At 61.7% G+C, this 11,616-nt stretch carries 13 protein-coding genes; 8 read left to right on the top strand and 5 right to left on the bottom strand.

Going from position 1 to position 11,616, the window contains the following annotated elements; all coding sequences use genetic code 11:
* Positions 1 to 5 precede the first annotated feature (5 nt).
* Both BCA01S_RS06380 and BCA01S_RS06375 read right to left on the bottom strand, forming a co-directional pair.
* Entirely contained in the window at positions 6 to 1,343 is a 1,338-nt protein-coding gene (locus tag BCA01S_RS06380; protein ID WP_027776212.1) for an MFS transporter, read from the bottom strand.
* A gap of 147 nt (positions 1,344 to 1,490) precedes the next feature.
* Positions 1,491 to 2,408, bottom strand: coding sequence for a LysR family transcriptional regulator (locus BCA01S_RS06375; RefSeq protein ID WP_027776211.1), 918 nt, complete (start codon positions 2,406 to 2,408; stop codon positions 1,491 to 1,493).
* A gap of 154 nt (positions 2,409 to 2,562) precedes the next feature.
* On the opposite strand from BCA01S_RS06375, the gene BCA01S_RS06370 reads away from it, so the two are divergent.
* The gene (locus BCA01S_RS06370) at positions 2,563 to 3,327 is read left to right on the top strand and encodes an SDR family NAD(P)-dependent oxidoreductase (RefSeq protein WP_027776210.1); all 765 of its coding nucleotides are present in this window, start codon (positions 2,563 to 2,565) and stop codon (positions 3,325 to 3,327) included.
* A gap of 93 nt (positions 3,328 to 3,420) precedes the next feature.
* Positions 3,421 to 4,128 (top strand): pirin family protein, encoded by a 708-nt coding sequence (locus BCA01S_RS06365; RefSeq protein WP_027776209.1) that lies wholly within the window; start codon positions 3,421 to 3,423, stop codon positions 4,126 to 4,128.
* A gap of 39 nt (positions 4,129 to 4,167) precedes the next feature.
* On the opposite strand, the gene BCA01S_RS06360 is transcribed toward BCA01S_RS06365, so the two are convergent.
* From BCA01S_RS06360 to pdxR, 3 genes are all read right to left on the bottom strand, one after another.
* A complete protein-coding gene (locus BCA01S_RS06360) occupies positions 4,168 to 4,623 on the bottom strand; it encodes a carboxymuconolactone decarboxylase family protein (RefSeq protein WP_027776208.1) in 456 nt (151 codons plus the stop codon).
* A gap of 23 nt (positions 4,624 to 4,646) precedes the next feature.
* Complete coding sequence (locus BCA01S_RS06355) at positions 4,647 to 5,063, bottom strand: cupin domain-containing protein (protein ID WP_027776207.1); 417 nt, start codon at positions 5,061 to 5,063, stop codon at positions 4,647 to 4,649.
* A gap of 119 nt (positions 5,064 to 5,182) precedes the next feature.
* Positions 5,183 to 6,595, bottom strand: a complete 1,413-nt coding sequence (gene pdxR / locus BCA01S_RS06350; RefSeq protein ID WP_027776206.1) for a MocR-like pyridoxine biosynthesis transcription factor PdxR — start codon at positions 6,593 to 6,595, stop codon at positions 5,183 to 5,185.
* 194 nt (positions 6,596 to 6,789) lie between these two features.
* Here pdxR and BCA01S_RS06345 point away from each other — a divergent pair, with 194 nt between their 5' ends.
* The 6 genes from BCA01S_RS06345 (at position 6,790) to BCA01S_RS34615 (ending at position 11,587) form a co-directional block, all read left to right on the top strand.
* Entirely contained in the window at positions 6,790 to 7,446 is a 657-nt protein-coding gene (locus BCA01S_RS06345) for an HD domain-containing protein (RefSeq protein WP_027776205.1), read from the top strand.
* A 31-nt stretch (positions 7,447 to 7,477) separates the two neighbouring features.
* The gene (locus BCA01S_RS06340; protein WP_084166794.1) at positions 7,478 to 8,248 is read left to right on the top strand and encodes an HD domain-containing protein; all 771 of its coding nucleotides are present in this window, start codon (positions 7,478 to 7,480) and stop codon (positions 8,246 to 8,248) included.
* Between the two features lie 130 nt (positions 8,249 to 8,378).
* The gene (locus BCA01S_RS06335) at positions 8,379 to 8,927 is read left to right on the top strand and encodes an RNA polymerase sigma factor (RefSeq protein ID WP_027776203.1); all 549 of its coding nucleotides are present in this window, start codon (positions 8,379 to 8,381) and stop codon (positions 8,925 to 8,927) included.
* 164 nt (positions 8,928 to 9,091) lie between these two features.
* On the top strand, positions 9,092 to 9,379 hold the full coding sequence (locus tag BCA01S_RS06330) for a DUF1330 domain-containing protein (RefSeq protein ID WP_027776202.1): 288 nt from the start codon (positions 9,092 to 9,094) through the stop codon (positions 9,377 to 9,379).
* Positions 9,380 to 9,570: 191 nt separating this feature from the next.
* A complete protein-coding gene (locus BCA01S_RS06325) occupies positions 9,571 to 10,008 on the top strand; it encodes a MarR family winged helix-turn-helix transcriptional regulator (protein WP_027776201.1) in 438 nt (145 codons plus the stop codon).
* A 52-nt stretch (positions 10,009 to 10,060) separates the two neighbouring features.
* Positions 10,061 to 11,587: an efflux transporter outer membrane subunit gene (locus tag BCA01S_RS34615; RefSeq protein WP_042318033.1), complete on the top strand. Its 1,527-nt coding sequence runs from the start codon at positions 10,061 to 10,063 to the stop codon at positions 11,585 to 11,587.
* Positions 11,588 to 11,616 lie beyond the last annotated feature (29 nt).

Here is an 11,616-nt window from a genome sequence, read left to right as displayed (position 1 = left end):
CGCCTTCAATGCGCCGACTCGAGATGCGCGTTGACGTGTTCCCGCCGCCCCGCCGCGTAGCCGAACCACGCAGACACGACGCAGATACCCGCGCACAAAGCAGCGAGACTGGAAAGCGAGCCAGTTGCATGGAGCAGCGATCCGGCAATGAACGGCCCACACGACGCGATCAGATAGCCGATGCCCTGAGCCATGCTGGAGAGTTGCGCGGCCACGTGCGAGTCGTACGAGCGCAAGCCGATGACGGTGAGGGCGAGCGTGAACGACGCGCCTTGCGCGGCGCCAAGAAGCAGCGCCCAGATCCACATGGTCGACGCAGGCGCGAAGAAACAGCCCATCAGACCCACGCCAGTCGACAGCAACGCGCCCACATTCACCGCGCGCTGATCGCGCAGTCGCGCCAGCAGAAACGGCAGCAGCAGCGACGACGCGGCCTGCGTGACCACGCTGAGCGACAGCATGAAACCGGCATCGACCGCGCTCATGCCACGCGTGCGAAGCACCGTCGGCAGCCAGCCGAACACGATGTACGCCAGCGACGATTGCGAACCCATGAACAGCGTGACCTTCCACGCAAGCGGATCTCGCCACAATCCGCGAACGACTTGCGCGTGTCTTCCTGCATGGATCGACTTCTTTGGCAGACGCACGCCCCAGACCAGCGTGGCCAATGCGACAGGCAACGCCCACAGCGCCAATGCCCATGCCCACGAGTTGCCGCTCGCGCTGCCCAGCAGGTATTCGATCGCATGGGCCGCCGGGACCGTCCCGGCCGCCGCCGCGGCGGCGCCGACGCACATTGCCGCGCTGTAGACTCCAGTCATCAGCGGAACATGGTCTGGGAAGTCGCGCTTCACTACACCTGGCAACAGCACATTCATCAAGCCGATGGCGAAGCAGGCCACAATCTGGCCGAGATACAACGCCTCCCATACGGGAAATACGCGCAACGCAGTACCCAGCGTGAGCAGCAACAGCAACGCGAGCAATGCGCGTTCACTGCCGAGGCGCCGCGCGAGTAGCGGTGCGAGCGGCCCGAAGAGACCGAAGCATAGCGACGGCAATGTCGTCAGCACGCTCGCGCCCGCGCGCGAAAGGTTGGTGGCCCGCACTGCTTCGAGCAGGATCGGACCCACGCTCGTGATCGGCGTGCGCAGCGAAAAGGCGATCAAGGCGAGGCTCGCCGCGAGAGCGATGCTGCGAGCGCGCGAATCGTGCGCATCGTGCGCATCGTGCGGTTCGCCCGGATGTTGCGGTGCGATGGCGCCCGCGACCGGGCGTGCGGTCTTGCCGCGGTCGGTCGCCGTGGGCTCAGCATTAGCAGACGTTTTGGGGACTTTCATCGATCACTGTGCGTTATAGAGGTCGGTCAAAGCGACCCTTCTTCGTCTCGCATTGTATTCGGCGAAAGCTAAGCGGAACCGGGATGCGTCGTTGCACCCATGCAATGATGAACGTCTGTCAGGTTAGCGGATGTGGACTGCACCAGATCACTTGGGCCATCGCCACGACGGATCGGAAAGATGTTCCGCGAAGTAGTCGGACAGCGCGCTCACTTTTGCGGGCCGGGCGCGCGCCGACGGCGTGACGAAGTAAAGGCCGCCTTTCGTCAAAGACCAGTCGGTGAGGATCGCTTCCAGGCGGCCATCGGCCAGATATTCGCCGGCAATAAACTCGGGCAGCTCGGCAATCGCCAGACCATCGAGCAGCGTGGGCAACAGCGCGTCGGAGTTCGTCACGCGCAGTGGACCGATCGGCATGATCGGTTCCTCCTCGCCCGCGTCGTTCGTGAAGCGCCACACATCGCTGCGCGCGCGATACGCATACGAAAGGCAGGGGCGGTCCACCAGTTCGCGCGGATGCATAGGCCGTCCCTCGCGCTTCAGATAGCCCGGTGACGCGACTACGTATTGCGTTACCGCGCACAGCCGTCGCGCCACGAGCGACGAATCGGGCAGTGCGGCGATGCGCAGCGCGGCGTCGAAGCCGTCAGCAACCAGGTCGACCGGCGCGTCGGACAGATGCAGGTCGATCGACACCTCCGGATAAGCGCGAAAAAATGCCGGCAGGAGCGGCGCGACCCAGCGCAGCCCGAACGACATCGGCACCGCGAGACGCACGAGCCCGCGCGGCTGCACCGACATCTCACGGGCGGCATTTTCTGCTTCCTCGGCCTGCCGGTAAATCTGGCCAGCTTTCTCGCAGATCGTCCGGCCGAACTCGGTGAGCGCCAGTTGACGCGATGTGCGGTTGAAAAGCCGCGCGCCCAGCCGGTCTTCCAGGCGCGCGACGCCGCGCGACACCGTCGCCACCGAAACACCCACTGCGCGCGCCGCAGCCGCGAAGGATCCTTCCTCGGCGACCTTCGCGAACATGGCCAGTCCCTCGAAATCAGGCAGTTTCGCCATCTCGCCTCATCATTTCGTTTTTGCAACGTTAAATTTCAATCAATTCTATTTAGAAAAGGCGCTTGCGTCGATATTCTCCTTACATCGCAGCACGAAACGCTCAACGCAGTTTCCCCACGTAGTCATCCACTTATCGAATTGAAGGAGAAACACCATGGCACGCAAACTCGACAACAAGATCGCACTGGTCACGGGCGCAACGAGCGGCATCGGCCTCGCGACTGCTCAACGCTTTGCAGCGGAAGGCGCGCACGTCTACATCACCGGTCGCCGTCAGGCCGAACTTGACGCCGCAGTGAAGGGAATTCGCGGAGCCGGCGGCAACGTGACCGGCGTACGCGTCGATTCTGCGAAGCTCGATGAACTCGACGCGCTGTACGCGCAGATCAAGCAGGAGAAAGGGCGTCTCGATGTGCTGTTCGCCAATGCTGGCGGCGGTTCAATGCTGCCGCTGGGCAGCATCACCGAAGAACAGTTCGACGACACCTTCGACCGCAACGTGAAGGGCGTGCTGTTCACCGTGCAGAAAGCGCTGCCGCTGCTCGCACAAGGTGCGTCGGTGATCCTCACGGGTTCGACGGCTGGCAGCGCGGGCACGGCCGCATTCAGCGTCTATTCAGCTTCGAAGGCCGCGGTGCGCGCCTTCGCACGCAGCTGGATCCTCGATCTCAAGGACCGCGGCATCCGCGTCAACACGCTTAGCCCTGGCGCAACCCGCACTCCCGGCCTGCTCGACCTCGCCGGTCCGGACGCAGCGCAGCAACAAGGCTTGGCCGACTACCTCGCCGCCCAGATCCCGATGGGCCGCCTCGGCGAGCCCGGCGAGATCGCGAGTGCGGCACTGTTCCTCGCCTCCGACGACGCGAGCTTCGTGAACGGCGCCGAGCTGTTCGTCGACGGCGGCCAGCAGCAGGTCTAAACGGTCCTTGAGCGCGCGAGGGCGCGTCTGGTGCAGTCTTCGACGATTGCACCGGCGCGCGCACGCGTGCGCGCGATCCAACTCAGGCACATCATGATCGAACATCGTCCTTTTCTGTCGCTCGATGTAATCAGTCGCGACTGGCTGGAAGCGCGGCTGCATTTCCGCTTTGGCGAGTGCGGACGCGCCGATCATGTGCCGCTCGGCGCGCTCTACGTATGGAACGACGACGAGTTCGCGGCACACTCGGGCTTCGGCCTTCATGCTCACCGTGAAGTCGAGATCGTGACGTGGGTTCGATCAGGCGCAATTACGCACGAAGACGACGCCGGCAATCGGGCACGTCTGGTCGCCGACTCCGTGCAGGCAATGAGCGCGGGTTGCGCGGTACATCACGCCGAGCGCAACGAGGAGAGTTCGCCGGCGCGGCTGTTTCAGATCTGGTTGCACCCGCGCACGCTGGGTGGCACGCCGCGTTGGGCGACGCGTGTCTGTTCGCGCGAGTGTCGCGAAGGCCGCTTCGTCACGCTGGCGAGCGGCGATCCGGACGACGTGCGCGCAGGCGCGTTGCCTATCAATGCGGACGCTCGCGTGCGCATCGCGACGATACGCGAAGGCGCAACGCTGCATCACGCGTTGCGTCCGCCAGGCCACGCGTATCTGGTTACCGATCACGGCCGGCTCGACGTGGGAGAGGTTCGGCTCGCGCCGCGCGATGGAGTCGTGGTTACCGGTGAATCGCAGCTTACGATGACAGCGCGAGACGACACCGACATCGTGATGGTCGAACTGGTCGGCTAACGACGCCGTCGCTATGTGTCCGGATCGATGCGAGCGTGATCACCGTCCTACTGCGGCTTGAGGCGTGTTCCGGAAGCTGATCGCCATGCGGTTATACATGTTCATGAGTCCGATGGCGATCGTGAGGTCGACCAGTTCGCGCTCGTCGAACACTGCACGGGCTGCCTCGTAGGCTTCGTCGGGTACGCCGGTCTGTGCAACGCGTGTGACCGATTCGGCCCACGCAAGTGCGGCACGCTCACGTTCGTCGAACAGATTGCCCGCTTCCTCCCAGGCCTGCACGAGCGCGAGCTTTTCGACTTTCACGCCCTTTTTCAGCAGATCGCGTGTATGCATGTCGAGGCAGTACGCACAGTTGTTGATCTGCGAAACGCGAAGGTAGACCAGGTCCACGAGAACAGGCGAGAGGCCGCTCTGCAGAACATAGCCGTAAACACCACCGAGGGCTTTGGCGCCCGCAGGTGCGATGTGGTTGTAGTCCAGACGCATGCTCATACTTTTACTCCTTGATGTACTGATTACTCGACCGGGGTGGTCAGGGCCTTGTCGTTGCTGTCCACCACGAACACCGCCAGCAACTTCGCCGGCTTGGTCTTGCTTGCATTGCGGCTGACACGGTGAACCGCGCCGGGCTCCTCGAAGAAACTTTCGCCGGCGTGGTAGATCCGCTTCGGGCCGTCGTCGACTTGCGACTCGATGGCGCCCGACACGACGTATGCATAGATAAAAGCCGACTTCGCATGCTCGTGTGCGTGCGACGCGCCTGCGGGCGCATAGTCGACAACGACCGCAATCAACGACTTGCCGGGGATGTTGGGAATCGCGTGCTGGAAGTTCGGTGTGACGGTCTCAGCCGTGTCATGCGCGGTAGCCGGTACGGCAATGGAAAGAGCAATGCCTGCGGCGACAGCACCAGCGATAGATCGAATGTTCATGATGGTGTATCTCCTTGGTGTCCTCACATTGTGGGTCCGGCCTGGACCACAAGAAAGAACCAAGAATGAACATTCTTTATGTACCATTCAGCGGACAGCACACCCGCATTGCCTGTCGCCTAGCTACCCTTGCGAACCACTTCCACCAGCCGGCGACAGTGTTCGACTATCTTGCGTTCATCGAGGTTGGTCACGCTCAGCAGTAAGCCCTGTGGGCCAGAAGACTGCAGATACCATGGCGACAAAGGCGCAGGCGCCAAGCGGGATTGCAATGCTCGCATGGCAATGTCAACGTCAGATATAGAGCGGGGAAGCGTGGTCACGATGGCCGTACCCGCAGCCGCATGCACTTTTATCGAGTCCGGCGCCAACTCGTTGAGACAACGAAGCAGGCTATCGCGCCGCGTGGCGTAAAGACGCTTCATATGCCGAAGGTGCCGAAGATAGTGCCCATCGCGCAGAAACTCTGCCACGGCGTGTTGGACGAACGACGCCGGCGCCGGCATCAGGCACGCTGCGATGTCGCCAAAGCGGCGAGCCATTTCAACCGGGACCACCAGAAAGCCAAGTCGGAGCGCCGGGTTGATAGTTTTGCTGAAGCTGCCGATATGCAACACCCGTCCGTCTGGATCCAGCGATGCCAAGGCCGGCGCTGCGCGACCCTTCAACTGGAGCTCGCTCAGGTAATCGTCTTCGATGATCCATGCGTCGTTTCGTCGAGCCCATGCGAGCAACGCTAGCCGCCTGGGGAGCGACATGGCCATTCCGAGGGGCGCCTGCTGGCCCGGTGTCACGACTGCCAGAGCGGCTTCAGCAGAACTCCGGGTGCCGGCGTCCACGTCGAGCCCGTCTGCATCGACTGGAATGGCTCTCACAGTCATTCCCGCCAGATCGAGCGCGGTACGCGTGAGCGGAAAACCCGGATCTTCTATCCATGCTTCTTCGCCTTCAACCCCGAGCCCCTTGATTGCGAGGCCCAGTGCAGCCGAGAAACCCGCAGTGACAAGAACCTGAGATGGACTGCATCGCAAGCCTCGTGCTACGCCCAGATAGGCTGCAATCTCCTTCCGGAAGTCCGGATCGCCCCGCGGATCGGGGTAGCCGACCGGAGCAGCCGCGGCCCGCCGCGCCGCGCGCGTGAGCACACGCGACCATAGCTTGAAAGGAAAGGCGTCCTCGGAAGGCACGCCCATTTGAAACGCCAAAGGAGTCGCGCCGAATTCGTGGAACAGATCGGGAAACGGCGGCGCTTCCGGAGACCGGGCGGGCGTTGCAGGCAAGGGTGGGCGCTCGGCAACCCGGGTGCCGGCCGCTCCACAAGCGACCGCGAACTGTTCATCGATCAGACGCTCATAGGCCACACGAACCGTGCCCCGCGAGACGCCGATCTGCGCGGCCAGATCCAGCCACGATGGCAGCCGCGCGCCGGCGGCAAGCTGCCCCGTCTCTATGGCGTGTCGAATCGCGCCGTAGATTTGTGTGGACAGCGATGTGCTCGCGGAGCGATCCAGGCCAATTGGGAGCGTCGTCATAGCCGTCAATGGTACATCCAGAATCGTCAATCTTGGGTCTGTATCGTGGCCCGATAGGAGCGTAACTTCCTCCCTATACAGCGGCTCAACAGTTCCAGTTTCATTGGAGTTCGCAGTCGGTGTGCGAGCCAGCGACCGGCAGGAGCCGTTGCGAGGTGCCCGTAAATGCAGGACCAGATGAATGGAGAAGAGCGATGCAGACGAACGGTAAATACAGCGTGAAAGTACCTGACAGTAAATTGGCGCGTGAGGTCACCGAGCTTATTCGGGACACGGAAAATGAACTGCTGTTCATGCACTCCGCTCGCGTGTACCTCTGGGGTGCATTGCTCGGGGAACGCAAAGGCGTGATCTTCGATCCGGAGTTGCTTTATGTCGCCGCTATGTTCCACGACATTGGCCTGACGTCGATCTATCACGAGAGCCAGCTTCGCTTCGAAGTGGATGGCGCGAACGCCGCGCGGGATTTTCTGCGAAGCCACCGCATCGCCGAGGCGGATATCCACAAGGTCTGGAATGCCGTAGCCTTGCACACGACGCCTGGCATCCCGGAACACATGCACGGAGAAATTGCCCTGTTGCAGGCAGGCGCAGGAATGGACGTAGCGGGGCGCGGCTTCGAAGAATTCACCGACGAAGAACGCGACGCGGTGACCGCTGCGTATCCCCGCGATCCCGGCTTTGGAAACAAGATCATCGATGCTTTCTATCACGGTATGAAGCATCGCCCCGGCAGCACCTTCGGCACATTCAACGACGACTTCCTCGCCTACAAGGACCCGGAATTCGTGCGAACGAACGTTTGCAGCATCATTCTCAATTCGAATTGGGAACAGCGAACTAGCCGCTAAGGCTGCATTTCTTTGCGAGAAGGAGAACATCATGAAGTCCCGCAGTTCTGTCGCTGCAATTTGCGCCGCCGTTGCTCTTGCGGTTGGGGGAATCGTCCCGGCCCTCGACGCGCACGCGCAAGTGCAGCCCACGTTCAATCAATCCACGGCGAATGCCGGCGACGAGGTTCCTGGCGTAAAAATCCCCGACAGCAAATTGGCGCGCGACGCAGCGCAACTCATTCGCGAATCGGAGGGCGATTTTCTGTTTCAGCATTCCACGCGTGTCTATTATTGGGCTGCCCTGGCAGGAAAGCGCAAAGGTCTCGCTTTCGACCCGGAGCTTCTCTACGTTGCGTCTATGTTCCATGATTTCGGCCTGACGGCCGGCTATGGGCAAAGCCACTTGCGCTATGAAGTGGATGGCGCGAACGCCGCACGTGACTTTTTGCGAAGTCATGGCGTTTCCGAGGCCAATAGCCAGATGGTCTGGCTTGCAATTGCATTGCACACGACCAATGGAATTTCCGCAAATCTGTTCCCGATGGCCGCCCTGGTTGCCGAAGGCGCCAACATGGATCTCGTGGGCGCAGGTTATGACGACTTCACTGCCGGGCAGCGGAGCGCCGTCGAGGCGGCTCATCCGCATCCGCCGCAATTCGCTGAGGACTTCATGCAGGCCCTCTACGATAGCCTGAAGCATCGTCCGGAGACCACGCAGGGAACAGGTCTGGCCGATGTCATGGCCTACAAGGACCCTGGTTTCGTCCGCAGAGACTTCAGCAAGCTGATGCGCAACTCGCATTGGGCTACTGGGAAATAACCCGCGTGTTGGTGGTCGCGGTGGTCGCGGTGGTCGCGGCACAGTTCGACCGCGACTTCCGTCGGCCTGTAATCATCGCCGGTTCCCGGCGGGCGCGTCGTCCGGCAACCCATTTTCACCCCAGTCGATCATGCCAACAGCAGATGCCGGGAAGCTGCATAGTCTTCTGCCAGGCATGCTTCCGCGCCTTTGGGCGTTCTCTGTCCGCCTCTGCCGTAACCGGCACGACGCCGAACGCGTACTTGAGCACGCCTGTGCGCGGGGACTCGAGCGCGCCGACCAGTTAGAGCCCCGCACTGCGCCGCTAAGCTGGATGTTCTCGATTATTCATTCCACGTGGATCGACGAACTGCGCACTCGCAAGCTGCCAGGCCGTTCCATCATGGAATGCGATGACGACTTTTCAGTTACTCTGCGCGATTCCCGAGAGAGCGATCCGGGAGAAGGCTTCGACCTGATTATCGCGGCCGTCGACCGCTTGCCGGAAGCGCAACGGATCGTGATGCTGCTGGTCGCGGTTGAAGGGCTCAGTTATTCGCAAGTGGCCGAAGTGGTCGGCGTGCCGATCGGCACCGTCATGAGCCGGCTTTCGCGCGCGCGGCAGACCATCGGCGCGCAATTCACACAGCACGCGACTGCCGACGCCCGGTCGCTCAGAACCGGGCGAGCGACGCAATGAAGCGCGGCGCGGTTGCGCGCCAGGCGAGACCATCGCTAGGCAATGGCAGCGGTCACGACGTGCCAGTGTGACGGACCACATGGCAGCGACGCTGTGCGCCGAAGCACGGTGCGATTTCATGGCATCATCGTACGCACCTTCCCACCAACGCAGGAGCGTATGTCATGGCCACATATATCGTCTTCACGAAGGAAAGCACTCAGGATCAGCAGGAACTCGACATTTATCAGAGCAAGGTCGGCGACACTTTCAAAGGCCATCCCGTCAAGATTCTCGCTGCCTACGGACCTCAACAGGTTCTGGAAGGCGAAGCGCCAGAGGGTGTCGTGATCGTGGAGTTTCCATCGACCGCGGAAGCGCGTGCCTGGTACGACGGTCCCGCATATCAGGAAGTCGCGCAGCACCGGTTCAAAGGCGCGCGCTATCGCGCCGTTCTCGTTGAAGGCGTGTGAGAAGGGCGGCGATGCCCGGCCCGTTGAATTGAGCGCGACCCCGCCCGCGAGTGATGCGGGCGCGCGGCAATTCCTCTTCGCCGCAGGACCGGAGTCTCCGGTTAGCGCAATATTTGAAACATTGATGTGCAGCATTGTGCTTGGAGATATCTGACAATGCAGATATATTGCTCTCCAAGCAAGGAGCAAAGATGAACCACTACACGAGCGACAATTTCACCGTGACCGAGAGCGTGGGATTTGCCATCAACAAGGCGCGCAACCTTCTGGTGACGGAGATAGACGCAGAACTCAAGGATCTCGACATCACGGCCCAGCAAATGGGCATTCTTCTGTCCATGCGTCAGGACATTGCGAGCACTCCGTTCGAACTGTCCACGTTGCTCGGTATAGACACCGGCCTGATGACGCGCATGCTCGACAAACTCGAAACGAAGGGTTTGCTTCAGCGCTCCCGCAGTCTTGAAGATCGCCGGGTCGTCAATCTGAAGCTGACGAAGAAGGGCGAAGCAGTGGCGAGCCACTTGCCCGACAGGGTGCCGGTCGTGCTGAACAAGCGGCTGAAGAAATTTACCAAGGCGGAATTCCATGAGCTGCGCCGTCTGCTGTTCAAGTTTCTCGAAGATTGAGCGAAGCGTTCGCACGAAAAATTTTTTGTCCATATATCTGACAGGTCAGAAAATGAATAGACAGTTAAATCGACGAATGAGCGGATCGCGAATTGCGAAATCCGGCATGACGGTGATTTTCGCGGCAGTGCTATCGGCCTGCGCGAACTATGCAGGCATCTCGAGCGACAAGCAGCTTGCGACGCCGGATACCTATGCGACGCAGCAAAGCATTCCAGCCGACAACGGGCAGTGGCCCGCCGTCGACTGGGCCGATCAGTTCGGCGACGCCCAACTGAAGGCGTTGCTCGAGGAAGCATTGAAAGGCAACCCGTCGATCGAACAGGCGCGCACACGCGTCGCCGCCGCCGCTGCTTACAGCGAGACGGCGAAGGCGAGCACCATGCCGCAAGTCGGTGCGACTTATTCGTTCACACGGCAGCAGTATTCGAGCACTGCGCTCGTGCCGCCACCGTACGCCGGGTCATGGCAATCAGAGAACAAGGGTTTGCTGTCCGCATCGTATGACCTGGATTTGTGGGGCAAGAATCGCGAAGCACTGAAAGCCTCGCTGTCGCAGTTGCAAGCGAGCAAGGCCGATGCGGAAGTCGTCAGACTGTCGCTGACGTCTGCCACGGCGCGCGCGTATAACCAGCTTGCGCGTCTATTTGCGCTGCGCGACATCGCGCAGCAGGAGGTGACGCAGCGCGAACAGATTGACCGCATTACGGCCGGCCGGATTGCAACTGGACTCGACACGCAGGTCGAGCGCAAGACCGCGCAGGCGAACCTCGCCAGCAGCCGGGCCGCGCTGGCGTCGCTGGACGGCAGCATTCTCACCACGCGATATCAGCTTGCCGCATTGCTCGGCGCAGGCCCTGACCGAGGTCTTGCGATTGCCCGCCCGTCGCTGGGTATCGGCGATGAAGTGCGTCTGCCGGCCAATCTGCCCGCTGACCTCGTCAGCCGGCGCCCGGATCTGGTCGCCGCGAAATGGCGAGTCGACGCGCTCGTACACGACGTGAAGGAGGCCAAGGCCGAGTTCTATCCCGACATCAACCTGAGTGCAGCTATCGGTCTAGACGCGTTCGGCTTCGGCCGCTTCCTCAATGCGGCGAGCCGCACGGCGTCGGTGGGTCCGGCGATCCATCTGCCGATTTTCGACGGCGGCCAGTTGCGGGCGCAACTTAAAGGCCGCTACGCCGATTTCGACTACGCCGTCGCTTCATATAACCAGACGCTCGTCACCGCACTGTCCGAAGTTGCCACTCAACTCGCGCAAATCCGTTCCACCGACGAGCAGCTCAGCGACGCGCTATCCGCGCAGGAAGCCGCCCGCAGCGCTGATCAACTGGCGCTCGTGCAATACAAGGCGGGACTCGCGAATCAACTCACGGTGTTGAACGCCGACACCACGGCGCTTCAAGCCGACGAGCAGGTTGCGAATCTGAAGATGAACCGGCGCGATCAGCAGATCGCATTGGCAGCGGCGCTGGGCGGCGGCTATTCCGACAATGCCGATGCCGATACCGACGCCGCCCGGCAGAGTGCCGGTGCCGCGCCTGCAGTCAAACTCAATCCAGTCGTCGCCGTGCGTTGAGCGCGACGTATTTCAGATCCTGTCAGGAG

This window comes from Paraburkholderia caledonica NBRC 102488 (assembly GCF_000685095.1).
GTDB lineage: Bacteria > Pseudomonadota > Gammaproteobacteria > Burkholderiales > Burkholderiaceae > Paraburkholderia > Paraburkholderia caledonica.
Note: the sequence above shows the minus strand (reverse complement) of the source record. Positions and strands in the feature narration are given on the sequence as shown.

Coding starts and splice junctions, on each gene's coding strand:
- BCA01S_RS06335 (WP_027776203.1), top strand. CDS start 8,379: ATGCCAACAGCAGATGCCGGGAAGCTGCATAGTCTTCTGCCAGGCATG.
- BCA01S_RS06345 (WP_027776205.1), top strand. CDS start 6,790: ATGCAGACGAACGGTAAATACAGCGTGAAAGTACCTGACAGTAAATTG.
- BCA01S_RS06370 (WP_027776210.1), top strand. CDS start 2,563: ATGGCACGCAAACTCGACAACAAGATCGCACTGGTCACGGGCGCAACG.
- BCA01S_RS06325 (WP_027776201.1), top strand. CDS start 9,571: ATGAACCACTACACGAGCGACAATTTCACCGTGACCGAGAGCGTGGGA.
- BCA01S_RS06360 (WP_027776208.1), bottom strand. CDS start 4,623: ATGAGCATGCGTCTGGACTACAACCACATCGCACCTGCGGGCGCCAAA.
- BCA01S_RS06340 (WP_084166794.1), top strand. CDS start 7,478: ATGAAGTCCCGCAGTTCTGTCGCTGCAATTTGCGCCGCCGTTGCTCTT.
- BCA01S_RS06330 (WP_027776202.1), top strand. CDS start 9,092: ATGGCCACATATATCGTCTTCACGAAGGAAAGCACTCAGGATCAGCAG.
- pdxR (WP_027776206.1), bottom strand. CDS start 6,595: ATGACGACGCTCCCAATTGGCCTGGATCGCTCCGCGAGCACATCGCTG.
- BCA01S_RS06365 (WP_027776209.1), top strand. CDS start 3,421: ATGATCGAACATCGTCCTTTTCTGTCGCTCGATGTAATCAGTCGCGAC.
- BCA01S_RS34615 (WP_042318033.1), top strand. CDS start 10,061: ATGAATAGACAGTTAAATCGACGAATGAGCGGATCGCGAATTGCGAAA.
- BCA01S_RS06375 (WP_027776211.1), bottom strand. CDS start 2,408: ATGGCGAAACTGCCTGATTTCGAGGGACTGGCCATGTTCGCGAAGGTC.
- BCA01S_RS06355 (WP_027776207.1), bottom strand. CDS start 5,063: ATGAACATTCGATCTATCGCTGGTGCTGTCGCCGCAGGCATTGCTCTT.
- BCA01S_RS06380 (WP_027776212.1), bottom strand. CDS start 1,343: ATGAAAGTCCCCAAAACGTCTGCTAATGCTGAGCCCACGGCGACCGAC.